The following is a 25,994-nucleotide window of genomic DNA, read 5'->3' on the forward strand; positions in this document are numbered from 1 at the left end:
TGTTTGATCGCTTCCTCTGCTATTACCTCTTATCTCAATGCCAGGCGTCCCTATTGGTGCGTATTACTGGGTTTGGCGTGGAGCGCTGCTTCTGCTCAAAGTGTTGAGTCGCCTGCCGAGGCCAGTTCCAGCGCGGGAATCGAGTTGCAATCGAGCCGTAAATTGGTCGAAACCGTGGGGGATCAGCAGCGCCAGCAAGCGCCTGTCTTTGTGTTGGGTCAAAAGCTAACGGGTCGCCCCGACTTGGATCTGGAAGTGCAAGGCGATGCTGAGTTGCGCAAACCGGGCACCGTAATCAAGGCCGACACACTGCGCTACGACGCCGAGCAAGACAAAGCCTATGCCACGGGCCACGTGCGCGTCAACCGCAATGGCAATGTCATCCAAGGCTCTGCCTTGGAACTGGAGGTAGAGGCGTTCAAAGGCCACTTCAATGATGTGCAGTACGAATTTCTGCAGTCCCAAGGACATGGTCAGGCCACGCAAGCCGAATTTGTGGACGAACACCATTCGGTAGTGCGCAACGCTACCTACACCACTTGCACACGCAAGCCCGGCCCTAGCTGGCTGCCCGATTGGTTTTTCCAAGCCGAGAGCATGTCGTTTGACACGCAGAACGATGAGGGCGTGTCGGAGGGGGCATATTTGGTTTTCAAAGATGTTCCCATTCTTCCTGTTCCCCCCTTGAGTTTTCCGCTCACGGGTAAGCGCAAAACAGGCTTGTTGCCACCCACTATGGGGTTGGACAGCATCGATGGCGTGGAGTACAGCCAACCGTACTACTGGAACATTGCACCCAATCGGGATATGACCATTACCCCATCGATCATGACCGCACGGGGTCTGGATGTGGGTACAGAATTTCGCTATTTGGAGCCAGGTTACAAAGGCAATGTGGCTATCAACTTCATGAGTACTGACAAACTGCGCGATATGGAGCGTTGGTCGTTGGCATGGAAGCAGACGGGTGAATTTGCCCTTGGCAGTGGGCAAATGTCATACAGCCTGGATTTGAACCGCGTCAGCGATTCGTACTACTGGAGTGACTTCACAAGAGCTTCTGGCTATTTCACGCAGCGCCTGTTGCCCACGGATTGGAACGCGGCATGGAAATCAGGCGAATGGACGTTATCAGCGCGTGTACTCAAGTACCAAACTTTGCAGGTGCCCGATTCCATCATCACCCCGCCTTATGACAGAGAGCCAGAATTTGGCGTGTCCTACGAATCGTCTTCGTCATCAGGGTGGGTTTGGTCTTGGCAAGCCGATGCGACGCACTTTGTATCGGACACACGCCTCACGGGTCAGCCCAATGCCCAGCGGGTCTACTCCTTGGGGCAATTGAGTTATCCGTGGCGCAGTGCAGCAGGGCATGTGATACCCAAGTGGCAATGGCATTCAACAGCCTATCAGTTTGATAGCCCACTGAGCGACGGCTCGCAAACAGCAGGCGTGACAGTGCCGACCTTCAGTCTGGATGTGGGCCAGGTGTACCAACGCAATACGCAATGGGGTGGCCATGCGCTGCGCCAAACTTTGGAGCCGCGTTTGTTTTATGTGCGTACACCTTACCGTAACCAGAGCATGCTGCCCAACTATGACACGGCAGCCAACGACTTCAGTTTCGCCAGCATCTGGACTGAAAACTCGTATTTGGGTCACGACAAAATCGCCGATAACGATCTGCTTACAGCAGGTGCGAGTACGCGTTTCATCGATGCCGATTCAGGCTTGCAGTGGGCTCGCTTTGGCATTGCCCAACGCTATCGCTTGCAAGAGCAACGCGTTACTTTGACCAGCACCGATGAGACCGCCAAGGCGGGCTACAGTGATGTGTTGGCGGGTGCAGACCTGAATTTGTCAGAGCGCTGGATGCTCACCTCGACTTGGCAGTACAACCCGAAAACCGATTTGTCGGTGCGATCCATCGTCGGTGCTCGCTACAGCCCAGAGCCTTACAAAGTACTCAACGTGGCGCACCGCTATCAACGCGATTCCAGTGAACAAATTGATGTGAGTTGGCAGTGGCCGCTGAACCAAGGTAGCGCAGAACCGGGTGTGTTAACCACTTTGCCTGCGGGCCGTTACTACACGGTGGGACGGGTCAATTACAGTATCGATGAAAGTCGGACTGTGTATGGTCTTTTTGGCTTGGAATACGATGCAGGTTGTTGGATAGGGCGCATTGTGGTGGCACGTACACAAACCAGTGCCACCTCGTTTACCCAAGGTGTCAAATTCGAATTGGAGTTTGTAGGCTTCTCGCGTGTCGGGGTGAGTCCTTTGCAAACACTCAAAACCAATATCGGGGGCTATCAGCCGTTGCGTGCTGAGTCATCGTCTAGTCCAAGCCGATTCACAAATTACGATTGATTGTTATGAACGTACGAAGCAAGGCCATCGCCTGTATGCTGGGATTGGGCTTCTGTGCCGCTGCGGTGGCACAACCCGTGGTCAAAACGCTGGATTACATCGTTGCGGTGGTGAATTCAGAGCCTATTACGCAGCAGCAGCTATTGCGTGAAGTAGCGCGTGTGCGCCAGCAGTTGCAGCAGAAAGGCAAACCAATTGCACCTGAGCAAGCCTTGCAAAAGGAGGTTCTGGAGCAAATGATCAATGTCCGGGCCCAAATCCAATCAGCCGCTGATTGGGGTATCAAGGTTGACGAGGCCAGCATTGATCGCGCAGAACAAAATGCCGCCTTGCAAAACGACACGACGGTTGAAGGTTTGTACCAAAAGCTGCAGCGTGAAGGGGTTTCTCAAACAAATTTTCGTCGCAATTTGCGCGATCAAATTTTGCTTGAACGGGTGCGTGAGCGCGCCACCGATGCATCGGTGCGGGTGAGTGATGTGGACGTAGACCAAGCACTTCAGCAGCGGGTCGCGAATCAGACCGATCCGTATGTGCAGGACATCAATTTGGCCCAGATTTTGGTGGCTGTTCCAGAAAAAGCAAGTGAATCACAAGTCGCCCAGTTGTACCGCAAAGCCCAGTCGGTGCTCCAGCGCTTGCAAGCCGGGGAGTCTTTTCCGCAATTGGTGCAAACGGAATCGGATGGTGATAAGCGCAATGCTGGCTTGATGGGCATGCGCCGTGCGGATCGTTATCCCCCTGTGTTCGTTGAAGCCACCAAAGCAGTAGCAGTGGGTGGTTTTTCCGATATCGTGCGATCCAACGCTGGTTTCCATATTCTGCGTGTAGTGGAGCGTCAAATGCCCAGTAATTTGGTGCTGTTTGAGACCCAAACCTCGGTGCGCCATATCTTGCTGCGTCCTGATGCCAAGCTTTCGCAAGCCGATGCAGTGGCCAAATTGGCGCAACTGCGCATGCAGTTGGTGTCTGGTAAAGCCGATTTCGCAGCGCAAGCGCGCGCTATGTCGCAAGATGGCAGTGCGGCCGGAGGCGGTGATCTGGGATGGGTGCCCCCGGGTTTGTTGGTGCCCGAATTTGAAACGCCAATGGATGCATTGGCGACAGGTGAGATCAGCAAACCGGTGGTATCGCGTTTTGGTGTGCACTTGATCCAAGTTTTGGACAGGCGCAAGGTGGAACTCAATCCCGCCCAAGTGCGTGAAGCCGTGCGGGTTGAATTGCGCCGTGCCCGCCAAGAAGAGGCGTATCGCACATGGGCTCAGGACGTTCGTTCGCGCGCCTTTGTCGAATACAAAGACGCAGGCGAACAGCCATGAAGCACATACCACGCAAGCGTTTTGGCCAGCATTTTTTGTCGGATGACGGCATCATCGATGCCATAGTGCGCGGTATCGATCCCAAGCCCGGGCAACCCTTGGTGGAAATCGGCCCCGGTTTGGCTGCGTTGACACAGCCTTTGGTAGAGCGTGCTGGACAACTCACCGTCATTGAACTGGATCGCGATTTGGCCCAGCGTTTACGCAGCCACCCGCAGCTCACGGTGGTGGAGTCCGATGTGCTCAAAGTGGACTTTGCGTCCTTGCGCAATCAGCTCTCGGCACCCCAAGGTTTGCGCGTGGTGGGCAATTTGCCCTACAACATCTCCACCCCTATCTTGTTCCACTTGCTGGATTATGTAGAGCACATCCAAGACCAGCACTTCATGTTGCAAAAGGAAGTGATTGATCGCATGGTGGCCGAGCCCGATAGCGGTGAATATGGACGTTTGAGCGTGATGCTGCAGTGGCGTTACGACATGGAAAATTTCTTATTCGTGCCACCAGAGTCTTTTGATCCCCCGCCCAAGGTCGATAGTGCTGTGGTGCGCATGGTGCCTTGGACGCAAGCTGCCCCGGTGCGTGTGGAGTTGCTGTCAGAGTTGGTACAGGTGGCCTTTAGCCAGCGGCGCAAGCTGCTACGCCACACCCTCGGTGCATGGCTTGATGCGAAAGGGTTTGCAGGGGAGTTTGACCTGCACAGGCGTGCCCAAGAGGTGCCTGTGCAGGAGTTTGTCGCCTTGGCTCAGGCTGCGGACAGCCAGTAGCCAGCGTTGAATGGGCTGCTCATGCGCAGCGCCATAGGAGACACGTCCACCAGCTTGTCGGTGGGCATTTTTTCCCCGCTGTCGGTCGTGATCAGGGGGCTGCCGATGTGAATTTCGGCGGGGCCTTCTTCCGCCCGTTCCGCTTGGCCAATTGGTGCAGAACGGGCTACAGAAAAGAATAGAAACACCGGAAGGGTATCTTCCGGTCATGCCAGTAATCGGCTGTGTCGCGGAACACATCGAGCAATTGCTCGCGTGCTTCTTTGTCGAACTTGGGGTTGGCAGGGATGTGCTCCAGAACCACCACAAAACCTGGCTGTGCTCCGGCCTTGTGGATGGGATCCGTTAGCAGATCGTAGAGCGCATCCAAGTTTTTGCCAGCCGTAGCAGGCAGCAAAAATTGCTCGCTAATCATGTCCATCACGTCTTGCTTGGACTGTGCTGGTGCTAGGTTTGCGTACAGAAAATGCTGACCCAAGTGCGCAGCTGCGTGCTGCAGGTCGCAGGCGCGGAAAGCGCGAATCGACTGCACTATGTTGGATCGGACATTTCGAAGTGGTGTATCCATCCTCGATTCACTTTCTTGCTACAAAAATTAGGGTTCTATGCGTTTAAACGACGCATAGTGGTCTTTGGTGTAATAGCAACCGTCAGGGCGTGTTGCTGGGCCACCGCAAACCAGTCTGTGTGTACCGCGATTGGAAAAGTTCCCATTCATGATCACGGTGTATTCACGGTAGTAACCGCGCTGCTTGATCGGAAGCAAACGCTCGCGGTTGAAAAAAACCGTGCCATCTTTCTCAAACGGGAAGGGGCCGCCTTGCAATACCAATTGGTAGGTTTTGCTGACAGGGGTTGGAAGACTGGCAATAGAAACGCTAGCAACGGGTGCAGCTGTCTCTTTGGCTACTAGTGGGCTACATGCAAAGTACAAACCCAGCAGGCTTGCAACAGTGAAGTTTTGAAACCCCTTACGCACCGCTTCTTCCTTGCGAAAAACGACCGGGAAACCCGATTAAAGAATATGCAAGTGTGCTGGATTTGGGGCCAAAAATCAAGCCCCCGGGTATGGCGGGGGCTGGTGTCTTATACAAATGTTAGCGATCTACGTTTGCATCAGCCACTGTCAAAGCGGTCATATTCACAATCCGGCGCACGGTCGTGCTGGGTGTGAGAATGTGCACCGGTTTGGCTGCGCCCAGCAGCACAGGGCCAATGGCAATATTGCCGCCAGCCGCGGTTTTGAGCAGGTTGTAGGCGATGTTGGCCGCATCGATGTTGGGCAGCACCAGCAAATTGGCGTCACCATGCAGAGTGCTGTTGGGCATCAGTACTTTGCGCGCCGCACTGTCCAGCGCCACGTCACCGTGCATTTCGCCATCCACTTCCAGCCAAGGGGCTTGCTGTTGCAGCAAAGTCAAGGTTTGGCGCATTTTGACGGCGCTGGGCTCGTTGCTGCTGCCAAAGTTGGAGTGCGATAGCAGTGCCGCATGGGGTTTGATGCCAAAGCGCATCATTTCTTCGGCCGCCATGACGGTGATTTCGCACAATTGCTCGGGTGTGGGGTCGTAGTTGACGTGGGTATCGACCAAGAAAACCTGGCGGTTGGGCAGCATCAAGCCGTTCATGCAGGCGTAAACGCGCACGTCTTGCGGAGTGCTCGGGCTGCCACCGTGGCGTTTGCCAATCACTTGGTCAATGTAGTGCAAGTGGGTGGCGGTTGTGCCCCAGGTGCCACAAATCAAGCCATCTACATCACCCTTGTGCAGCAGCATCGCGCCAATCAGGGTGAGGCGGCGGCGCATTTCGATCTTGGCCATTTGTGCCGTCACACCTTTGCGCTCGGTCATGCGGTGGTAGGTTTGCCAGAAATCGCGGTAGCGTTCGTCGTGCTCGACGTTGACAACGTTGTAATCACGCCCTTCTTGCAAGCGCAGGCCAAACTTTTGGATCCGCTCGGCAATGATGGCGGGGCGACCAATCAAGGTGGGCAGTGCCAAGCGCTCGTCTACCACGATTTGTGCAGCGCGCAAGATGCGCTCATCTTCACCCTCCGCGTAGGCAACGCGCTTTTTCAACGCTTTCTTGGCGGCGCTGAAAATGGGCTTCATGGTAGTGCCCGAGGCATACACAAAGCTCTGCAGGCGTTCGCGATAGGCATCCATGTCTTGGATCGGGCGCAGCGCAACACCGCTGGCCACGGCAGCTTCGGCCACTGCCGGAGCGATCTTGATCATCAAGCGGGGGTCAAACGGTTTGGGAATAAGGTATTCAGGTCCAAATGCCAGTTTTTCACCCACGTAAGCGGCCGCGACTACTTCGCTTTGCTCGGCTTGTGCCAGCTCGGCAATCGCGTGCACGGCGGCAATTTCCATCTCCAGCGTGATGGTGGTGGCGCCGCAGTCCAAGGCTCCCCGGAAGATGTAGGGGAAGCACAGAACGTTGTTGACCTGGTTGGGGTAGTCGGTGCGGCCTGTGGCCATGATGGCATCGTCACGCACCGCTTTGACCTCTTCGGGCAAGATTTCGGGCGTCGGGTTGGCCAGCGCAAAGATCAAGGGCTTGGCCGCCATGGATTGCACCATGTCTTGTTTGAGCACGCCACCTGCAGACAGGCCCAGAAACACGTCGGCTCCGGCAATCACTTCGCGCAGGGTGCGGGCATCGGTCTTTTGGGCGAACTGGATCTTGTCCTCATCCATCAGCTCGGTGCGTCCTTCGTACACCACGCCAGCCAAGTCGGTGACGTAGATGTTCTCGCGGCGGATGCCCAGCTTGACCAGCAGACCCAAGCACGCCAAAGCGGCGGCACCGGCACCAGAGGTGACCAATTTGACTTTGCTCGGGTCTTTGCCGACCACTTTGAGGCCGTTCAGGATGGCCGCGCCTACCACGATGGCGGTGCCGTGTTGGTCGTCGTGGAAGACCGGGATTTTCATGCGTTCGCGCAACTTGCGTTCAACGTAGAAGCAGTCCGGCGCTTTGATGTCTTCGAGGTTGATGCCACCGAAAGTAGGCTCTAGCGCTGCAATGATTTCGACCAGTTTGTCCGGGTCTTTCTCGTTGATTTCGATGTCAAACACATCAATACCAGAGAACTTTTTGAACAGAACGCCTTTGCCCTCCATCACGGGTTTGCCAGCCAGTGGGCCAATGTCGCCCAAGCCCAGTACGGCCGTGCCGTTGGTCACCACGCCGACCAAATTGCCACGGCTGGTGTAGCGAAAGGCATTGGCCGGATCCTTGACGATTTCTTCGCACGGAGCCGCCACACCGGGGGAGTAGGCCAAGGCCAAGTCGTGCTGGTTAATCAGTTGCTTGCTGGGGGTGACGGCAATCTTGCCCGGGGTGGGAAACTCGTGGTATTCCAACGCTGCTTGGCGCAGTTGCACCTTTTTTTCAGCCGAGTTCGCTACAGGAGGATGGGGGATAAGAGGCGTGGTGGACATGGATGGTGTGTGTCTCGCAGGTGAGGTTCAAAGACCGGGATCAGGGCCCATTTTTGAGTCGATTCTAGGAGAGAGCCTATGCAAAACTGCATCGTACCCCTGAAAAAGCATGCGTATTTTTCATTGGGTTATTCGGCAAAAAGCAAAGCAGTCTTCAAATGCCGTGAATTTGTCCAAGTAGTCGGCGTTTAGCATTGGGCCATGACTTCGACCCTCATCATCCAACAACCAACAGCCCCAGTGGCCCAATTATTTTTGTTGTTCCACGGCGTAGGGGCTACACCGCAGAGCATGGAGCCAGTAGGTGCCTTTTTGGCCCAGCATTTTCCCCAAGCGGCGATTGTGAGCGTGGCCGCCCCCTACGCTTGGGAGGGCGGTACTGCGGGTCGCCAGTGGTTCTCTGTCCAAGGCATCACCGAAGAAAACCGCATCGACCGCATCGCGGCTGTCATGCCTGAGTTTGTCCAATGCGTACAGCAGTGGCAGCAGCACTTTGGGGTGGAGCCAGCGGCTACCGCTTTGGTGGGGTTTTCGCAGGGCGGCAGCATGGCCTTGGAGTCGTCTCAGCAAGACAGTCTGCTGGCAGGGAGGGTGGTCAGTTTGTCAGGTCGCTTTGCCCGCATGCCACAACTGCCGCACGCGCATTGCACCGTCCACCTGTTCCACGGCAAGGCAGACCCGCTCATGCCCTACAACTTGACGGTCATGGCAGCAGAGCATTTGGTCGAATTGGGGGCAGACATCACAGCCGATGTGATACCGCACCTTGGCCACACCGTGAACGGGCAAGTGCTGGCGCTGCTACTGGAGCGCTTGCAGGGGCACGTGCCCAAGCACATCTGGCTGGCCGCGCAGCAAGCAGCAGCCAGCGGTGCAGACGAAGAAAAACCAACGCCCCTGCATTGAACATACTGACTCCCGCAGCGATGGCGCTGCGGTTTATGCCGTTGCCATCAAGGCTTCAATAGCCTCGACTGCTACGGGCACGTCACGGGTGATCAACTCGCAGCCAACATCGGTCACCACCGCGTCGTCTTCGATGCGGATGCCAATGTGGTGGAAAGCCTCTGGCACGCCCGGCGCAGGGCGCACGTACAAGCCCGGTTCGATGGTGACCACCATGCCGGGGCGCAAGATGCGCGCAGGGCGGTTCACGATGGGCTGGTTGCTCAGTGCGTCTTTGCGTACATGACTGTGGCCCAGTTCGGTGGGCTCGTGGTAGCTGCCGCAATCGTGCACATCCATGCCCAGCCAATGGCCCGTGCGGTGCATGTAAAACGGAAAGTAAGCGCGCTGCTCGATGGCACTATCCAAGCTGTTGTACTGCGTCTTGTCCACCAGCCCAAGATCCATCAAACCTTGGGTCAGCACCCTTACCGTGGCGTCGTGGGCGTCGGTAAAACGTGCACCGGGGTGGGTGGCCGCAATGGAGGCTTCTTGTGCGGCCAGCACCAGTTGGTACAAGTCACGCTGCGGCCCAGTAAAGCGTCCATTGGCAGGGAAGGTGCGGGTGATATCGCTGGCATAGCCATCGAGTTCGCAGCCTGCGTCAATCAGTACCAAATCGCCATCGCGAATCGGCGCGGTATCGGCCCGGTAATGCAGCACACAGGCATTGGCCCCGGCAGCCACGATGCTGGTGTAGGCGGGGTATTGGCTGCCATGACGGCGAAACTCGTGCAGCAGCTCGGCCTCAAGGTGGTATTCGCGCAGATCCTCGCCCGCACGCAGCATGCGCACGCTGGTTTGCATGGCCCGCACATGGGCACCAGCGCTGATGCGGCAGGCGCGGCGCATGGTGTCCAACTCGTGAGCGTCTTTCACCAAGCGCATTTCATCGAGCACGCTGCACAGATCGCGCTGCGCCGTGGGCACCACGGCACCGTAGCGCACACGCTGGCGCAGGCTGTCCATCCACGTGCTGACGCGGGTTTCTAGCTGGTGGTGGATGGCAAACGGATACCACACCGCATCGGCACCATCGAGCAAGGGCGGCAGTTGTTCATCGAGCACGGTCACGGGCAAGGCGGTTTGCACGCCCAGTTGGGCTGGGGCTGCATCGGGACCTAGGCGATAGCCATCCCAAATTTCGCGCTCCAAGTCCTTGGGCTGGCAAAACAGCGTGCTACTGCCATTGCCTTGCACTACCAGCCAAGCGTTGGGCTCGGTAAAGCCCGTCAGGTAATAAAAATAGCTGTCGTGGCGGTAAGGAAAGTCGCTGTCGCGGTTGCGTTGGCGCTCCGGTGCAGTGGGCACGATGGCCACGCCAAGCGGGCCCAAGTGACGGGCCAGTGCAGCGCGGCGCTGGGCGTAAAGAGAGGAATCGTGACTCATGGTGTTCAAAGCGGGGTTGCGTTGAGTTGCGCCAAGCGTTCGGGCGTGCCGACATCGGTCCAGCGGCCAGTGTAAAGGGATGCACTGACCCGCTGCTGCAGCATGGCTTTGCGCAGCAGCGGCGCCAATGCGGCCGACTCGCCCGCCGGGTTGCCGGGCTTGATGTCGCACCACGGCTGCGCAAACAGTTCGCGCCGCAGCAAGGCGATGGTGGAGTAGGTGTAGCACGGCGACTGGGCGTGCGGATCGCTGGGGGAAGTTGGCTTGTTCAGCGCCAGTCCACCGTGCAGCACAAAGTCACCGGCGGGGTTGTGGGTGGGGTTGGGCACCAGCCACAGGTGGGCCAAATGGTCAGATGCAGCAAAAGCGGCGTAGGCTGCGGGGTCAAACACAAAGTCGGGCACAAACACATCGCCCGCAGCCAGCCAAAACACCGGTGCCAACTGGGGCAATGCGCGGGCAATGCCACCAGCGGTTTCCAGCGCGCGGCCAAAGTCTTGCCCTTCGTGTGAGTAGCGCACAGGGGGGATGCCATCCAGTGCAGCGCAATGCGGGGCTATTTGTTCACCCAACCACGCGGTGTTGACAAGTACAGGCCCCTGGCGCTGCTGTGCCAACGCCAGCAAATGCCAATGCAGCAAGGCTTTGCCATGCACCGCCAGCAAGGGTTTGGGGTGCACATCGGTCAAGGGCCGCATGCGTTCGCCACGGCCAGCGGCCAGCAGCATGGCGGTACAAAAGGGGGGATGGCTGTTCACTATTCGTTCATCCAAAGTTACAATTTTGGCAATTGCTGACTAGCAATTTGGCCTAGGAATTACAAAAATGACAAAACTAAAAACTCGGAGCACAACAGCCGAGAAAGAGAGCGGAGGGAAAATGATCTCACTGGATTTAAACCTAGATATAGGCTTGCCGCCCAGCATGGTTGCAGGGCCACGCAACTTTACCGATACGGGCACCTTCCTGCTCAATTCGGACATGATTCCTTTGGCCAAAGATCCCTTGGTCGAGGATGATTTTTTCATAGGCGGCGTCAGCTTGCGCGAACTCAGCGCTGACCCACAGCCGCCCCAGAAAAAACGCTAGCCGCTTCCCGCGGCAGGCAGCGCCAGTACGCAGGAAACGCCTGCACCTGTCCTCCCAGCGCTGCCGCAGCATGCCAGCCCCAGCGCGGGTTGTACAAAAAGGCACGCGCCAGTGCCACCAAATCCGCTTGGCCCTGCTGCAAAATTGTTTCTGCCTGTAGCGCATCGGTGATCAGCCCTACGGCCATGGTGACCAATCCGCTCTCGGCCCGTATGGTCTGGGCAAATGGCACTTGGTAGTTGGGCCCAAGCGCAATCTTTTGCTGGTGTGACAAGCCGCCACTGGAGACGTGGATGAAATCGCAGCCCAGTGGCTTGAGCGCTTGCGCCAGTGCCACGCTGCTGGGCAGATCCCAACCACCCTCGGCCCAATCGCTGGCCGAAATGCGGATGCCCAGCACCCCATCAAAGGCCGCGCGCATGGCCGAGAACACCTCGAGCACCATGCGCATGCGGTTGGCCAAGCTGCCACCATAAGCATCGGTGCGGATGTTGGACAGTGGCGACAAAAACTCGTGCAACAAGTAACCATGTGCAGCATGCAGCTCCACCACCTCAATGCCCAAGCGCTGGGCGCGCTGCGCTGCATCCACAAATGCTTGGCGAATGCCTGCAATGCCCGCATCGTCCAGCGCGCTGGGTGGCGTTTCCTGTGGCAAGTGCGGCACGGCCGATGGGGCCACTGTGGGCCAACCGCCTTGTTCGGGGCTGAGCAACTGCGCACCTTGCCATGGCAGCGCGCTCGATGCCTTGCGCCCCGCATGCGCCAACTGAATGCTGACGGGCACGTGCGGTGCTAAGGCGCGGGCGCGTGCCAAAGTACGGCCCAGAGCCGCTTCGGTGGCGTCGTCCCACAGGCCCAAACAAGCCGGGCTGATGCGCCCTTGCGGCGTCACAGCGGTGGCTTCAATGGTCAGCAAACCCGCGCCGCCATTGAGCAAATTGGCCCAGTGCATCAGGTGCCAGTCGGTGGCTTGGCCATTCACCGCTTGGTACTGGCACATGGGGGCAATCACGATGCGGTTGGGCAGGGTCACCGTAGCGCGTGCACTGGTAAAGGAGAAAGGCTGGAAAAGAGCGCTCATGAACAAAGGGCTTCTAAGGCTTGGATGGTGTGTGCAGACTGTGTACCATCAACTTTCTAACACACAGGAGGAGCACCCATGGCACTGATGGATTTCATCAAGAAACAGTTTATTGACGTCATTCAATGGACTGAGGACGATGACCAAACACTGGCTTGGCGCTATCCCATGCGTGACCAAGAAATCCAGTCTGGTGCCCAGTTGGTGGTGCGCGAAACCCAGCTGGCCCTGTTTGTGAACGAGGGCCAAGTGGCCGACGTATTTGGCCCCGGCACCCACACGCTGACCACCCGCACCCTGCCCGTGCTGACCAACTTGAAGAACTGGGACAAGCTGTTTGACTCCCCCTTCAAGAGCGATGTGTACTTTTTCAGCACCCGCATGCGCATGGACCAAAAGTGGGGCACACCCCAGCCCATCACCATCCGCGATGCCGACTTTGGTGCTGTGCGTCTGCGCGCCTTTGGCAACTACGGCTACCACCTGACCGACCCCAAGCTCTTCCACACCTTGGTGTCGGGCACGCGCGAGCACTATGGCGTGGCCGATTTGGATGGCCAACTGCGCGGCCTCATCCTGCAAAACATCAGCCAGGCCGTGGCCAGCAGTGGCATAGCGTTTTTGGACTTGGCTGCCAACCAGCAAAGCTTTGCCCAAGCCTTGGGCACACAGATTGCCCCTGAACTGAGCAAACTGGGCCTAGCGCTCGATGGCATGACGGTGCAAAACATCTCCCTGCCCGAAGAGCTGCAAAAAGTGCTGGATCAAAAAATTGGCATGGGCATGGTGGGCCAAAACGTTGGCCAGTTCATGCAATACCAAACCGCACAGGCCATCCCCGCCATGGCTGCTGGCGCTGCCAACGGCGGCGGTGGCGTAGCGGGCGACGCCATGGGCTTGGGCGCTGGCGTGGCGCTGGGCCAAGTGCTGGCGCAAAACTTGGCGCAAGGGCTCAACCCCGGCGCTGGTGCCAATGCAGCGGTTCTTGCAACCCCAGCAGACACCGTCAAGCCCGACGAGGTGCTGGCCACGCTGGAAAAGCTGGCCGACCTCAAAGCCAAGGGCATCCTCACCGACGACGAGTTCAGCGCCAAAAAAGCCGAACTACTCAAGAAACTGAGCTGATAGGCCCGGCTTGAGTACGGCCAACACCCCTTACCGCCAATACCAAGCCCCCTGCCCCGGCTGCGGGGCTCCGGTGGTTTTTGCCAGCGCGCAAAGCACGCACGCGGTGTGCGTGTATTGCCAGAGCAGCATCGCCCGCGACGGCGAGGTGCTGCGCCGCATTGGCAAAGTGGCGGAACTGTTTGACGACCACAGCCCGCTCACACTGGGGGCCAGCGGCCAGTACCAAGGCCAAGCCTTCACACTGGTGGGGCGCTTGCAATACCAGTACGACGAAGGTGTGTGGTCTGAGTGGTACGCGCTGCTGGCCGATGGCAGTGGCGCGTGGCTGAGCGAGGACAACGGCAGCTACGTCTTTTGCACCCAAATCAGCCAGCAGCGCAGCCTGCCCGAAGCGGCCAACTTTCGCGTCGGCGCTACCACCGCTATCAACGGCAAAACCTTCCGCGTCGCCTCCAACCAAACCGTGCACGTGCGCAGCGCCCAAGGCGAACTGCCCACCGCCCCGGTGCTGGAGCGCCCCTTTGCGCTGGTGGAACTGCGCAGCGATGCCCCTGACAGCGCAGGCCAAGTCTTGAGCCTGGACTACAGCACCCAGCCGCCCACGGCCACACTGGGCCGCGCAGTGGAGCTGGACGCGCTGCGCCTGCAGGGGCTCCAAGACAGCGCCCGCACCAAAGACGAAAAAGGCCGCCAGTTCAACTGCCCGCAGTGCGGTGCCACGCTCAACGCCTTGCTGCCCAAGACGGTGAGCATGAGCTGCAGCAGTTGCCACAGCCTCATAGACCTGAGCAGCGGCATAGGCGGCGAGCTGCGTCACGCCCAGCAAGACGAGCCCATACAGCCGCAAATCCCCCTAGGCAGCTACGGCGTGCTGCAGGGCCTGCGCTGGCAAGTGGTGGGCTTTCAACACCGCATGGGCGTATCGCCTGCGGACACCGACGAGAGCTTTGGCTGGGAGGAGTACCTGCTCTACCACCCGACCAAAGGCTTTCAGTTTCTGGTGGACAGCACCGAAGGCTGGAGCCTGGTGCGCCCCGCCACCGGCGCGCCAGCCTTGGCGGACAACGGCCAAAGCGCCCGCTACCTGGGCAAGACCTACCGCCTGACCGACACCTACCGCGCCGAGACCAACTACGTGGTGGGCGAGTTTTACTGGCGCGTGCAGCGCGGCCAAGTGACGCAAAACCGCGACTTCAAGGCGGGTAAAAACTTTCTCAACCTCGAGCAAAGCGCCAAAGAAATGGTGTGGAGCGTGGGCAGCGCCATCGACAGCGAGACCGTGGCCAAAGCCTTTGGCCAAGAAGCCAAGAAGGCCGACTTCAAGCGCGGTGGCCTGCTGGGAGCCACCGCTGCGGGCAGCGCCTTGGGCGGGCTGACCCACCGCCTGCGCCAAGATGTCAGCCCTCTGTCCAGCCAAAACCCGTTCTGGCAGCGGCCCGACTTTTGGCTTTTTGTCGTGTTCTTGCTCATCGTGCTGGCCATTTCGCGCTGCTCCAGCTGCGACCCCAATGTGGAAAACTGCTCCTCGGGCAGCTACCGCACGGGTGGCGGCTCGTGGGGTGGGTTCTCCACCGGCGGCGGGCACAAATAACTTTTTTCTAGAGGAGATCGACCATGCAATGGTTTCACCCCGACGTACTTTTGGGTTCCCTGCTTTACGCCGTCATGGGCGTGCTGCTGTTTTGGCTGTGCTTCATCCTCATCGACAAGCTCACCCCCTACAACCTGTGGCTGGAGATCGTGGAAAAGCAAAACCAAGCGCTGGCGCTGGTGGTAGCGGCCATGGCGCTGGGCATTTGCATCATCGTGGCTGCGGCAATCCACTGACGTGCATCCGGTTCAATTAGCGCTGCTGGCCTCCGTCTTTGTGGTGGCGGCCTGCGGGCTGGTGTACGAGCTGGCAGCAGGCGCGCTGGCGTCTTACCTGCTGGGCGACTCGGTGCTGCAGTTCTCCACCGTCATTGGCAGCTACCTGTTTGCCATGGGTATTGGGTCGTACCTGTCACGCTTTCTGGAGCGCCAACTCATTGCCCACTTTGTCCGCATCGAACTGCTGGTAGCGCTGGCTGGCGGCGCTATGCCTGCTATGCTTTTTATAGCGCATGCAGCAATACCCACGGGCTTTAGAGCCATTTTGTATGCCATGGTCGGCTTGGTGGGCATCTTGGTGGGGCTGGAGATTCCGCTGGTCATGCGCATCCTCAAGCGGCACGTGGTGCTGCGCGATCTGGTCTCGCAAGTGCTCACTTTCGACTACCTGGGCGCGCTGGCCGTGTCCATCGCCTTCCCGCTGCTGCTGGTGCCGCACTTGGGGCTGGTGCGCACCGGGCTGCTGTTTGGCGTGCTCAACGCCGCCGTGGCCGTGTGGGCGCTGTGGCTGTTTCGCGCCCAGCTGCGCCGCTGGCACGCCCACGCGCTGGCCTGCGCGGGCTGCATCGCCGTGTTGCTGGCGGGCATGGCCGGGGCAGACCGCATCACCACCTGGGCCGAGGACAAGCTCTACCAAGACCACGTGCTCTACGCCCAAACCACGCCCTACCAGCGTATCGTGGTGACCAACGCGCCCGGTGAGGGGCGGCTGGGCCTGCGCCTGTTCCTCAACGGCAACTTGCAGTTCGCCCAGCGGGACGAATACCGCTACCACGAGGCGCTGGTGCACCCCATCCTGTCAGCCCTGCCCGGTGCGTGGGGCGCGCCCACACTGCGCGTGGCTGTGCTGGGCGGGGGCGATGGCATGGCCGTGCGCGAGATCCTGCGCTACCCCGGCGTGGCCAGTGTCACGCTGGTGGAGCTGGACCCGGCCATGACGCAGCTCTTTAGCACCGCCCCCGAGCTGGTGGCGCTCAACCACGGCGCGCTGCGCTCACCCAAGGTGCGCGTGGTCAATACCGACGCCTTTGGCTGGCTGCAAGCCAGCAGCGAGGTGTTTGACGCCATCGTGGTGGACTTTCCCGACCCGACCAACTTTGCCATCGGCAAGCTCTACACCAGCGCGTTTTATGCCCTGCTGGACCAGCACCTGAGCGCCAGCGGCTTTGCCGTCATCCAGACCACCAGCCCGCTGGTGGCGCGCAAGAGCTACTGGACCGTGGCGCACACCCTGCAAGCCGTGGGCCTGCGCACCGTGCCCTACCACGCCCACGTGCCCAGCTTTGGCGAGTGGGGCTACCTCATCGCCAGCCGCCGCCCGTGGCCTGCTGCGCAGCGCTTGCCCGAGGGGCTGCGATACCTCACCCCCAGCACCCTGCAAGCCATGCTGGACTTCCCGCCCGACATGGCCGAGCTACCCACCGAAACCAACCGCCTGTCCAACCAAGTGCTGGTGCAAACCTACGAGGAAGAGTGGGGGAGGGTGGCGAAGTGAGGGGGTGGTGTGCGCACGTTAGCCTTTGGGCGCAACGGAGATGTGCTCAACGGTAACGCCTTTGAGCCGAGGGTCTGACTTGACTATGCGAGCCAAAGGGTTGTGCTCGACGCGTAACTGCTTTTCGGATAGCCAGATAACGCGAACGACCGGGTGCGGTGCTTTTCCGTGATTGCTATCTGCGACGAAGATGTTTCCGCCTTCATTGGGAAGAGTGTCGTCTATGGAGAGAATGGAGATTTGTGTTGAAAAATCAGTCGTTGCGCCGCAGTCGCGCTCGAATAGCACGGCCTTAATTCGCCCCCCGGGCGCGGGATACTGCGCAAGAACTGAGTTTGCACAAAGGTCTTGCGTGAAAAAGTCCAGCGCCCAGACGCCTAACACGACGATACCGACGCAGGTTGCAGCAACTACGCCGAGCATCTTGAACAGGCGGGAGATAAGCGCAACCATGAAGAAGGCTAACGAATGAAAGGGACTTCCCCGTCCCAAGCGAGCCGCGTCTCCTGAGGGGTGCGCTGTGCACGGCGTGGATGAATCAGGCAAATCAGTGCTGGTGTGCACCACTGGTAAAGGCAATTTGCAGCATTGGGCCATACTTTTGCCCCTCAAGAGGATCGAACAACAAACAGGGATAGCTTTGTGATGCCTGTTTGAGTGCCAGCATCCCAATAGCCGTTATCAAGAAGAAGCAACTACTCCATCCACGCTTGTGACGAGATTGATCGACCACAGGCCCGTCGGGTTCCCCCCAAACCGATAGACGCCGATAACTCTTGCGGCTCAACAAACTTCGGTTCAGCAGCCGTTTGTAACGATTGGCGCATCAGTGACGCAGATTCCATGTCGGCACGGGACATTCACGATCCCACTTTAGATGCCGGATATACGACTGCAGGCGCTTTACCCAACGGCCCCCACTCGATCAGTTTCTTGCGCTTGTGGGGGAGTCCATATACGTTTTGTTAGACTTTAATTGCTTGTTAAGCCTAATTCAAGCCAAATTAATACAAAATCGCTGGTTAAAATAATCTTATCTTCTAAGGTATTTCGAATTCAAAAAAAGTTCATACAAAAGCTTGCCAAGACCAATATAAAAGTAACAAATTAAAATGGTGATAAATATAACGCCATAAACATTCCCAAAGTTGTAACCAAAATACTCTTCATATAAATTGAAATGTTTTAACAGTTTTATTCCAAAATAAAAGATAAACGCAAAAATGAAAGGGCTGAAAATATACAATTTTACGATGTTTCGCGTAGATTGCATTCTTGCAGTTAATGCAATTATGGTAACGCAAAACGGAAGATAAAAAATCCATCCGTCATATATTAGAAGACCGAGGATAAACGGAACAAATGAAAATAGTGGCGCTACTCCAAGCGGAAGTGAAACAACAGGAGTTATTACTGGTAAGAGTAACAACAGCTGTAAAAAACGCTTCTCAGTAATTGTGACCATTTTGGATTCCGTAAATTCTAACGTTGGCGTTGTCCGGCGGGCAGCAAACGCCGCGCAGCGGCCCTCTGCTGCTGCACGTCCGCGACGAACAACCTGTTGGACGGCATTACTGACTGCATAGCGCGGCAAGTTGAGTGAAGAAATCTATTGCTACATGGATGTCATCTTGAGTCTCTCCATCCCACTCTTCAACTGCTTCCAACTCGGCACGAAGCTTTGCAATGCGAATATGTATTTCAGCCACCTCGGTTGGGCCGCATTTCGCCGCAATTGCGGGCGATCGTGTCTGCGGAATGGACTGGCCTATAGCGAGACCTTCTTTTGCAGTAAGAAGCAGACTTTGTAAGTTGCTCATTTTGACGTTCAACTTTGTTGTAGACGCCGAATCACGGGATATGCCTGTCCGTCCGGCGGATAACATGGTTTGCGATGATTAATTATGACCAGCCATCCTAACGTTTAACCACCTCCCACACCAAGGTGGGCAAATCCCACGCGCCGCCTGCCATGCCACGGCACATGCCGGTGGTGCTGGCGAGGGTTTGTACAAATTGTTTGCCATCCCATGACCATGCGCTGCGGGAAAAGCAGTCGCCTATGCCGCGGCCCTTTTGGTAACCCATGATTTCGCCGTTTTGGTCGTCGCTTCCCTCATCGGTAACGAATGTGGCGGCGTAGGGTGGTTTGTCTTCCATGACCCAGTAGCCGTTGCCCGCGTTGTAGGCGGCTAGCCAGCATTCGGTGCTTACCAGCAGGCGGTGGCTGTCTAAGCGGGTAATGCTCAGTTCGGGCGGACCGTCTTGGGGGCTGCGCTCGTTGAGTTGATCACTGAGGCGGTCGCAGTTGGTGTCGGGGTTGGCTTTGAGCCATGCGCGCAGCACGGGCAGCAGGCGGGGGGCCAGTTTGCTGTCGCTGGCGCGGGCGGGTGCCAGGGGCGGCACCACCAAGCGCGGCGTGGGTTTGGCGGCAGGCACTTCGGTCTCTGGCCGCTGGCCTTTGCGCACCAGCGCGCCGGGCGTGCCCACGCGGCCTTGCACATCGTCCATCTTGAGCAGCACAGCGGCGCTGCCGTTGTCGGACACGCGCCAGACGGTTTTGCCAGACACAAACTCTATGCGTGCCTTGCGGGCCAAGGCTGCCAGCAAAGCGGTGGTTTGGCGTGGCAGCAGGGCAGCGCTTTCGGCCTTGGCATCAAAGGGCACGGCCCCCAAGTCTTTGCCGTTGAGCCGCATGCGTACGTCCTTGCCGAGCAGCCCGTCATCGGGCAGTTCCAGCCGCACCCGCGCCTCCACGGCGGTGCCTGGGCCTGCAGCGCGGGTTAGCAGCAGCGAGGCGGGCGGGCTCTCGTTGTTGTCGTCTTCGGGGTACTCGGTTTGGTAGCCCGCTGCGCGGCAGGTGCCGGTGTTGTCGCAGGCCAGTTCCCAGTCGTCTTTGTCAAAGCCGGGGCCGGGCTGGGGTTCTGCGGCACAGTTGCTTGGCAGGTTCCACAGGACGCACAGGAGCAATGCTATGCGCAGTTGTATAAGCACTTTTATGCTCCGTAAATGCTGCGAGGATGGATTCATAACAGGGAGAGTTTTTACAGACTGTTCCATTGCACCACTTCGCGTACGGTGTGCAAAGCTTTTTCTAGATCGGGGTACGACACTGAACCTAATGCCAAGCGCAGCGCCTGCGGTTCCTGTTGCGTGGTGGCAAATGGAGCTGCGGTGGATACTGCGATGCCCTGTGCAAGCAATTCTGTGGCGATGCGATCGGCCCTAGCCTCACCAGTGAGTGGTAACCAAACGAAGTAAGACTGGGTATGGCTGTCGGTGCTCAGTCCTTGCAGAGCCTGCTTGGCAATTTGCTGCCGCGCCGTGGCATCTTGGCGTTTGCGATTTTGCAGATGCAGCGCTGTTCCGTCATTGAGCCATTGGCACACCAATCCTGTCATGAGACTGGGCACGTTCCACGCTGTCGCATGGATGGCTTTTTCAATAGATCCCAGCCATGGGCGGGGCGCGACCACGTAGCCCACACGCAGTCCGGTGGCTATGTTTTTGGAGAACCCCGCGACATGCACCGTACGTTCTGGTGCGAGCATCACGATCGGGGTAGGGGCTGGGTCGGCTAGGAATGCATAGGCCGCATCCTCAATGAGCAGGAGATCGTGGCGCCGTGCCAACTCCACCAATCGTTCGCGCTGGGTGAGGGACATGACCCGGCCTGTGGGGTTGTGGATGCTTGGCATGCAGTACACCGCACGTATCTTGCGCTGGGTGCAATACCCTGCTAGCGCCTCTATGGTGTCGGACTGGTCGGTGCTTTTGCCCATAGGCAGGGGCAACAGTTCTAGCTGTAAGCTGAGTGCCAGTGTTTTGAAGCCTGAGTAGGTCAAGGCATCCACGGCGACCACATCACCGGGGCGTAGCAAACCAATGGCTGTGCACGCCAAACCGTGCTGAGCACCATTGACCACCAGTACTTGCTCTTTAGGCACCTGCACTTGCTGGCTTTGCAGGTAGCGTGCAATGGCTTCGCGCTCATGCAGTCGTCCAGCGTGGGGCTGGTAACGCAGCACAGCTTGCAGGTCGCCACTGTGCGCCATGCGTCCTAAGGCCTGGCGCAGCAGCTGGGTTTCCTCTCCTAGCAGCGGGTAGTTGAAGCTCAGATCCAGCGCATCGGTCGACAGTGTTTTTTGCCAACTGCCATGTCCTTCGGGTAAGTCAAGGTCGCGTACAAACGTGCCGCGCCCCGTTTCCCCGCTGACCAGCCCCATGGCTTGCAGTTCTGCATACACCCGCGTAGCGGTCACCAAAGCAATGCCTTCGCGCTTGGCCAATGTGCGCAGTGGCGGCAATCGTTTCCCAGCAGGTAGCGTGCCTTGGCGAATTTGCAGTGCGAATTGATCGACCAGTTGTTTGTAGCGTTGGGTGGGCATGGCCAATGTATCCATGACAATTTTTTGATTGTATTGAATAAGATGCTTAGCATGCACTTGTCAAACAACAAAAGGCCCAAACCATGCACATCACCATCCTCACCTTCGACGGCTTTAACGAGCTGGACTCCTTCGTCGCCCTGGGCGTGCTGCGGCGTGCGCGCCACGCCAACTGGCCGGGCGCTGCCGATTGGCGCGTGAGCATTTGCTGCCCGCAGCAGCAGGTGACGTCCATGAACGGCGTCACCGTCCACGCCCAAAGCCTGCTGGAAGAGGCCCGCCACGCCGACGCTGTGCTGGTGGGCAGCGGCCTGCAAACGCGCCAGATCGCGCAAGACGATGCCCTGCTGGCGCGCCTGCAGCTAGACCCCAGCCGCCAGCTGGTGGCCAGCCAGTGCTCGGGCGCTTTGCTGCTGGCCAAGCTGGGCCTGCTGCAGCACGTGCCCGCCTGCACCGACCTGACCACCAAGCCCTGGGTGCAAGAGGCCGGGGTAGAGGTGCTGGCGCAGCCCTTTTTTGCCCGGGGCAATGTGGCTACGGCTGGGGGCTGCTTGTCCGCGCCCTATGTGGCGGCGTGGCTCATCGCCCGCCTGCTGGGCGAGCAGGGCCCCGCAGTGGCCCGCGAGGCCCTGCACTACGTGGCCCCGGTAGGCGAGAAAGACGCTTACGTGGCGCAGGCCATGGCCAACATCGAGCCCTACCTGTAAGGGCGGGTTCAACCGTATATTCAGGGCCATGACCTACATCCCCCCGCACTTTGCCCAAAACGATGCCAGCGCCATGCAGGCTTTGTTGCGCGACTTCCCGCTGGGCACATGGGTGCTGTCCACGGCGGATGGTTTGCAGGCGCACCACATACCGTGGGTGCTGGACACCACGCGTGGCGCGCACGGCACGCTGCTGGGGCATGTGGCGCGGGCCAACACGGTGTGGCAAGAGCTGGGTTTTGAGACGCTGGTGGTGTTCCAAGGCCCATCGGCCTACATATCGCCCAACTGGTACCCCAGCAAGCGCGAGCATGGCCGCGCCGTGCCCACCTACAACTACGACGTGGTGCACATCCACGGCGTAGCACAGGTGGTGGAGGACAAGGCGCAGACGCTGGCCATCATGGAGCGGCTGACCAACACTTTTGAAGCCGCCCAACCCAAGCCGTGGCGCGTAGCCGATGCGCCGTCCGATTACCTAGAGCAGATGCTGGCCGCCATCGTCGCTATCGAAATCCCCATAGACCGCTGGGTAGGCAAGCGCAAAGCCAGCCAAAACCGCAGTCCTGCCGACCGCGCTGGCGTGGTGCAGGGCTTGCGGGAGCAGCCTCATGCCCAGAGCAGTACTGCAGTGACTGCCATGGCCGATCTAGTCCAACACGACGCCCACCAGCCGTGAGCGACGCGGCACCTTCATCGCGGCGGCGGTTTTTGCAGTCATCGCTCACTGTGGGAGCAGCTAGCGCGGCAGGTGTTGGTTTGGCTGGCTGTGACGCCAGCGGTTTGCGTGGCTCGGTGAGCGACTGGTGGCGCGGCCAGTCACAGAGCGTGGAGCACATCGGCGGCGGCTTTGTGGACGACAACTGGCAGCGCGGCCATTGGCTGCGCGACCGCACGCAGGCCGTGCCAGAACCCACTGTGCAGCGGCGTGTGCAGGTGCTCATAGCAGGCGGTGGGGTGGCGGGGCTGGCTGCAGCGCGGGCGCTGCGCCTGCGCGGGGTAGACGACTTTGCCCTGCTGGAGCTGGAAGACAGCGCTGGCGGCAACGCCCGCAGCACCCGCCTGCAGGGGCTGGCCTGCCCCATGGGTGCGCACTACCTGCCAGTGCCCGGCGACAGCGCGCACGAGGTGCAAGACCTGCTGGAAGACCTGGGCCTGCGCCGCCGCGTGGCTGGGCGCTGGGTGCTGGACGAGCGCACCCTGTGCCACAGCCCGCAAGAGCGCCTGTGGATAGGCGGCCAGTGGCAAGACGGCCTGCTGCCCCTGCTGGGCGTGGGCGAGCGCACGCTGGCCCAGTACCGCCAGCTAGCCCTCACCATCGCCCAACTGCGGCGCAGCGTGCGCTGGAGCATGCCTGCAGTAAAAACGCCGCTACAGCCCGTGCAGCAAGCTCTGGCAGCTATTAATTTTGTAGCATGGCTGGATGCCCAAGGGCTGGACGACCCGCACCTGCGCTGGTACCTGAATTACTGCTGCCAAGACGACTACGGCGCGGGTGCGGCCACCGTGTCGGCCTGGGCCGGGCTGCACTACTTTGCCGCCCGCCACGGCTTTGCTGCACCCGGCGTGGAGCGCAGCGCAGAGGACGCCAGCGAAGGCCTCTTCACCTGGCCCGAGGGCAATGCCTGGCTCACGCGCCAACTGGCTGCGCCGCTGGGCGAGCGGCTGCACACCGCGCAGGTGGTGCTGCGCATTGCCCCGCAGCGCCACGGGGTGCAGGTGGATGCGTGGGACTTTGCCCGCCAGCAGGCCGTGCGCTGGACGGCCCAGCAGGTGGTGGTGGCCCTGCCTGCCCACGTGGCCGCGCGCGTGGTGCAGCCCAGCCTGCCGTGGCTGGAGCAGGCGCGTGCACTGGTGCACGCCCCGTGGCTGGTGGCCAACCTGCACCTGCGCAGCGCCCTGCACGACAAACCCGGCGCTGCCCCCAGTTGGGACAACGTGCTCTACGGCCAGCCCAATCTGGGCTATGTGGACGCCCAGCACCAAAGCCTGCACCCGGTGCCCGGCGCTACGGTGCTGACGTACTACCGTGCGCTGATGGATACGCCATGGAACGAAACCGTCCCCGCTGCGGGCACTCTGCCCCCCGCCCAAGCCGCACTGCAGGCCCGCCGCCACCTGCTGCAAACGCCGTGGGCCGACTGGCGCAGCCGCATCGTGGCCGAACTGGCCGCCGCCCACCACGACTTGCCCGCCAAAGCGACCGAGCTGCGCATCACCCGCCACGGCCACGCCATGGCCGTGCCGTTGCCGCAAAAAAGTGGGCAAATCGGCCTCTACAGCACATACAGCAAGCTGGGGGTGCTATCAAAAAGAGAGCAAACAACCGCTCTGCACACGCCCCGCGTGCGCGCCCAGTACGCGCTGGCTACCGACCGCCTGCTGTTTGCGCACAGCGATTGGGCGGGCTACAGCGTGTTTGAAGAGGCCTTTACCTTGGGGCACTGGGCAGGCTCGCTGGCCTGATGGCGCACTGGCTGCGCAGCGCCGCCAGTGCAACAATGCTTGCAGGCCCAGTTGTTGGCTTGTCACACAGGAGGATTGCCCCATGCCATGCTTTATTGACCGTGCAGCGGCCCGTGGGGTGGCGCTGCGGCTGGCCACCGTTGCCATGATGGCCGTCACCGCGTCTGTGGCCATGGCCAGCCCAGTGCAAGAGTCCACGCTGGATGCGTTTTTCCGCGTCACCCGCCAGCAAGAAGACTTGCAGGCCATAGCCGCCCAAGTGGGCAACATGACCGACTTGGCCCTGCGCCAAAGCCTGCAAGGCCAAACCCTCAACGAAGCGCAGTTGCAAGCGCTGGCCAAAATGCGCCAGCGCACCATGGCGGTGCTGGGCGAGCAGCTCGCGTGGGAGCGTTTGCGGCCCGAGGTATCGGTTTTCTACAAAAATACCTTCAGCGACGAAGAGCTGCGCGCCATCACCGCCTTTTACGAAACGCCCGCTGGGCAAGCCCTGTTGCTGAAAATGCCGCAAGTGCTGCAGCAAAGCCGCCAAGCCGGGCAGCGCGCGGCGGTGATGATCAAGCCCCAGCTCGACAAAATCCGCCAAGAAGCGGCCGAAGAGCTCAAGGCAGCGCAGCGTAACGGTTTGTAGCGCAGCCGCTGCGTGGCCTGTTTTCTGCTTGCCGTACGCAGCCGTGTTGGACGGTGGTTTTCTCTCTTACACAACGAAAGGATATGACATGAACACAGTGTGGATGCGTGTATGCGCCATGGGCTTGGTGCTCGGCACAATCATGGGCGGTGCCCATGCCCAAAGTGCGGCTCCAGCAGCCGATGCCAAGGCATCGCGTTTGGATGCCGTTATCAAAGCAGGCCGCATTCGCGTCTGCTCGCCCGGCGACTACAAGCCCTTTAGCCTGCAGCGCCCCGATGGCGGTTTTGAAGGACTGGACCTAGACCTGATCGGCGCTGCCGCCAAAGCGCTGGGCGTAGAGGTGGAGATGGTCAAAACCACCTGGAGCACGCTGCTCAAAGACACAGCCGAGAAGTGCGATGTGGGCATTGGCGGTATCTCCGTCTCGCTGGAGCGGCAAAAGCAGGCTTACTTCACCAGCGCCTACATGGTCAACGGCAAAGCGCCCATTACCCGCTGTGAAAACGTCAAGCGCTTCCAAACCGTGGCCGACATCGACAAACCCGGCGTCACCGTCATCGAGAACCCCGGTGGCAGCAACGAGCGCTTTGCCCGCGCCAACTTCAAGCAGGCCAAGATCGTCATCTTCAACGACAACGTGACCATCTTTGACGAAATCCTCAAAGGCAATGCCGATGTGATGATTTCCGAATCCGTCGAAACCGTGGTGCAACAGTCTCTGCGCCCCGGCCTGTGCGCGGTCAACCCCGACAAACCGCTGCAGTACGGCGAGATGGCATGGCTGCTGCCCCGTGGCGACGAGGTGTTCAAGGCCTGGATGGACCAGTGGCTGCACTTGGCCAAAGCCACTGGCGAGTACGACCGCATAGTGGGTCGCTGGATTAAGTAAAAA

Annotated in this window: 26 protein-coding genes; 14 read left to right on the forward strand and 12 right to left on the reverse strand. The window is 59.4% G+C overall.

Features of this window, described 5'->3' with window-relative positions; genetic code table 11:
• The first annotated feature begins 3 nt into the window (after positions 1-3).
• The 3 genes from KIK84_RS08405 to rsmA are packed head-to-tail and all read left to right on the forward strand — an operon-like array spanning position 4 to position 4,459.
• Positions 4-2,373: an LPS-assembly protein LptD gene (locus tag KIK84_RS08405; protein ID WP_214122616.1), complete on the forward strand. Its 2,370-nt coding sequence runs from the start codon at positions 4-6 to the stop codon at positions 2,371-2,373.
• Positions 2,374-2,378: 5 nt separating this feature from the next.
• Positions 2,379-3,692, forward strand: a complete 1,314-nt coding sequence (locus tag KIK84_RS08410; RefSeq protein WP_214122617.1) for a peptidylprolyl isomerase — start codon at positions 2,379-2,381, stop codon at positions 3,690-3,692.
• Positions 3,689-4,459: a 16S rRNA (adenine(1518)-N(6)/adenine(1519)-N(6))-dimethyltransferase RsmA gene (rsmA, locus tag KIK84_RS08415; RefSeq protein ID WP_214122618.1), complete on the forward strand. Its 771-nt coding sequence runs from the start codon at positions 3,689-3,691 to the stop codon at positions 4,457-4,459. The genes KIK84_RS08410 and rsmA overlap by 4 nt, the downstream gene beginning before the upstream one ends.
• Here rsmA and KIK84_RS08420 read toward each other — a convergent pair.
• The 4 genes from KIK84_RS08420 to KIK84_RS08435 all read right to left on the reverse strand — a co-directional run bounded on the left by KIK84_RS08420 (position 4,438) and on the right by KIK84_RS08435 (position 7,908).
• Complete coding sequence (locus KIK84_RS08420) at positions 4,438-4,647, reverse strand: hypothetical protein (protein WP_214122619.1); 210 nt, start codon at positions 4,645-4,647, stop codon at positions 4,438-4,440. The two genes, rsmA and KIK84_RS08420, sit on opposite strands and share 22 nt — an antisense overlap.
• Complete coding sequence (locus KIK84_RS08425; protein WP_214122620.1) at positions 4,626-5,027, reverse strand: barstar family protein; 402 nt, start codon at positions 5,025-5,027, stop codon at positions 4,626-4,628. The genes KIK84_RS08420 and KIK84_RS08425 overlap by 22 nt, the downstream gene beginning before the upstream one ends.
• A 27-nt stretch (positions 5,028-5,054) precedes the next feature.
• A complete protein-coding gene (locus KIK84_RS08430; protein ID WP_250207883.1) occupies positions 5,055-5,399 on the reverse strand; it encodes a guanyl-specific ribonuclease in 345 nt (114 codons plus the stop codon).
• Between the two features lie 157 nt (positions 5,400-5,556).
• Entirely contained in the window at positions 5,557-7,908 is a 2,352-nt protein-coding gene (locus KIK84_RS08435) for an NADP-dependent malic enzyme (RefSeq protein ID WP_214122622.1), read from the reverse strand.
• Between the two features lie 201 nt (positions 7,909-8,109).
• Here KIK84_RS08435 and ypfH point away from each other — a divergent pair, with 201 nt between their 5' ends.
• Positions 8,110-8,814, forward strand: a complete 705-nt coding sequence (gene ypfH / locus KIK84_RS08440) for an esterase (RefSeq protein ID WP_214122623.1) — start codon at positions 8,110-8,112, stop codon at positions 8,812-8,814.
• A gap of 33 nt (positions 8,815-8,847) precedes the next feature.
• Here ypfH and KIK84_RS08445 read toward each other — a convergent pair whose 3' ends face one another.
• Together KIK84_RS08445 and KIK84_RS08450 are read right to left on the reverse strand one after the other, a co-directional pair.
• Entirely contained in the window at positions 8,848-10,242 is a 1,395-nt protein-coding gene (locus tag KIK84_RS08445; protein ID WP_214122624.1) for an aminopeptidase P N-terminal domain-containing protein, read from the reverse strand.
• Positions 10,243-10,247: 5 nt separating this feature from the next.
• On the reverse strand, positions 10,248-10,970 hold the full coding sequence (locus KIK84_RS08450; protein WP_214122885.1) for an NTP transferase domain-containing protein: 723 nt from the start codon (positions 10,968-10,970) through the stop codon (positions 10,248-10,250).
• A 97-nt stretch (positions 10,971-11,067) separates the two neighbouring features.
• Between KIK84_RS08450 and KIK84_RS08455 the strand changes: the two genes are divergently transcribed.
• A complete protein-coding gene (locus KIK84_RS08455; protein WP_214122625.1) occupies positions 11,068-11,331 on the forward strand; it encodes a hypothetical protein in 264 nt (87 codons plus the stop codon).
• On the opposite strand, the gene KIK84_RS08460 is transcribed toward KIK84_RS08455, so the two are convergent.
• Positions 11,294-12,415 (reverse strand): NADH:flavin oxidoreductase/NADH oxidase, encoded by a 1,122-nt coding sequence (locus tag KIK84_RS08460; RefSeq protein ID WP_214122626.1) that lies wholly within the window; start codon positions 12,413-12,415, stop codon positions 11,294-11,296. The genes KIK84_RS08455 and KIK84_RS08460 overlap by 38 nt on opposite strands.
• A 78-nt stretch (positions 12,416-12,493) precedes the next feature.
• Between KIK84_RS08460 and KIK84_RS08465 the strand changes: the two genes are divergently transcribed.
• The 4 genes from KIK84_RS08465 to KIK84_RS08480 are packed head-to-tail and all read left to right on the forward strand — an operon-like array spanning position 12,494 to position 16,907.
• Positions 12,494-13,540 (forward strand): SPFH domain-containing protein, encoded by a 1,047-nt coding sequence (locus KIK84_RS08465; protein ID WP_214122627.1) that lies wholly within the window; start codon positions 12,494-12,496, stop codon positions 13,538-13,540.
• A gap of 10 nt (positions 13,541-13,550) precedes the next feature.
• Positions 13,551-15,134, forward strand: a complete 1,584-nt coding sequence (locus KIK84_RS08470) for a DUF4178 domain-containing protein (protein WP_214122628.1) — start codon at positions 13,551-13,553, stop codon at positions 15,132-15,134.
• Between the two features lie 23 nt (positions 15,135-15,157).
• Positions 15,158-15,370, forward strand: a complete 213-nt coding sequence (locus tag KIK84_RS08475) for a DUF350 domain-containing protein (protein WP_214122629.1) — start codon at positions 15,158-15,160, stop codon at positions 15,368-15,370.
• Position 15,371: 1 nt separating this feature from the next.
• A complete protein-coding gene (locus KIK84_RS08480) occupies positions 15,372-16,907 on the forward strand; it encodes a polyamine aminopropyltransferase (protein ID WP_349815917.1) in 1,536 nt (511 codons plus the stop codon).
• An 18-nt stretch (positions 16,908-16,925) separates the two neighbouring features.
• Here the strand turns inward: KIK84_RS08480 and KIK84_RS08485 are convergent, their stop codons facing one another.
• From KIK84_RS08485 to KIK84_RS08505, 5 genes are all read right to left on the reverse strand, one after another.
• Positions 16,926-17,360: a hypothetical protein gene (locus KIK84_RS08485; protein WP_214122630.1), complete on the reverse strand. Its 435-nt coding sequence runs from the start codon at positions 17,358-17,360 to the stop codon at positions 16,926-16,928.
• Positions 17,361-17,940: 580 nt separating this feature from the next.
• On the reverse strand, positions 17,941-18,501 hold the full coding sequence (locus KIK84_RS08490) for a hypothetical protein (protein WP_214122631.1): 561 nt from the start codon (positions 18,499-18,501) through the stop codon (positions 17,941-17,943).
• A complete protein-coding gene (locus tag KIK84_RS08495) occupies positions 18,479-18,727 on the reverse strand; it encodes a hypothetical protein (protein ID WP_214122632.1) in 249 nt (82 codons plus the stop codon). Before KIK84_RS08495 ends, KIK84_RS08490 begins: the two co-directional genes overlap by 23 nt.
• A 97-nt stretch (positions 18,728-18,824) precedes the next feature.
• Entirely contained in the window at positions 18,825-19,901 is a 1,077-nt protein-coding gene (locus tag KIK84_RS08500; RefSeq protein WP_214122633.1) for a DUF1176 domain-containing protein, read from the reverse strand.
• A 50-nt stretch (positions 19,902-19,951) separates the two neighbouring features.
• Positions 19,952-21,295, reverse strand: a complete 1,344-nt coding sequence (locus KIK84_RS08505) for an aminotransferase-like domain-containing protein (RefSeq protein ID WP_214122634.1) — start codon at positions 21,293-21,295, stop codon at positions 19,952-19,954.
• A gap of 83 nt (positions 21,296-21,378) precedes the next feature.
• Between KIK84_RS08505 and KIK84_RS08510 the strand changes: the two genes are divergently transcribed.
• The 5 genes from KIK84_RS08510 (at position 21,379) to KIK84_RS08530 (ending at position 25,991) form a co-directional block, all read left to right on the forward strand.
• Positions 21,379-22,002 (forward strand): DJ-1/PfpI family protein, encoded by a 624-nt coding sequence (locus KIK84_RS08510; protein ID WP_214122635.1) that lies wholly within the window; start codon positions 21,379-21,381, stop codon positions 22,000-22,002.
• A 28-nt stretch (positions 22,003-22,030) separates the two neighbouring features.
• The gene (locus KIK84_RS08515; RefSeq protein ID WP_214122636.1) at positions 22,031-22,681 is read left to right on the forward strand and encodes an FMN-binding negative transcriptional regulator; all 651 of its coding nucleotides are present in this window, start codon (positions 22,031-22,033) and stop codon (positions 22,679-22,681) included.
• Positions 22,678-24,468, forward strand: a complete 1,791-nt coding sequence (locus KIK84_RS08520; protein ID WP_349815918.1) for an FAD-dependent oxidoreductase — start codon at positions 22,678-22,680, stop codon at positions 24,466-24,468. Before KIK84_RS08515 ends, KIK84_RS08520 begins: the two co-directional genes overlap by 4 nt.
• An 82-nt stretch (positions 24,469-24,550) precedes the next feature.
• Positions 24,551-25,099, forward strand: coding sequence for a DUF2059 domain-containing protein (locus KIK84_RS08525; RefSeq protein ID WP_214122637.1), 549 nt, complete (start codon positions 24,551-24,553; stop codon positions 25,097-25,099).
• 88 nt (positions 25,100-25,187) lie between these two features.
• Complete coding sequence (locus KIK84_RS08530) at positions 25,188-25,991, forward strand: transporter substrate-binding domain-containing protein (RefSeq protein ID WP_250207860.1); 804 nt, start codon at positions 25,188-25,190, stop codon at positions 25,989-25,991.
• The last annotated feature ends 3 nt before the right edge of the window (positions 25,992-25,994 follow it).

The sequence above is a fragment of the Curvibacter sp. CHRR-16 genome (genome assembly GCF_018474005.1).
GTDB lineage: Bacteria > Pseudomonadota > Gammaproteobacteria > Burkholderiales > Burkholderiaceae_C > Allorhodoferax.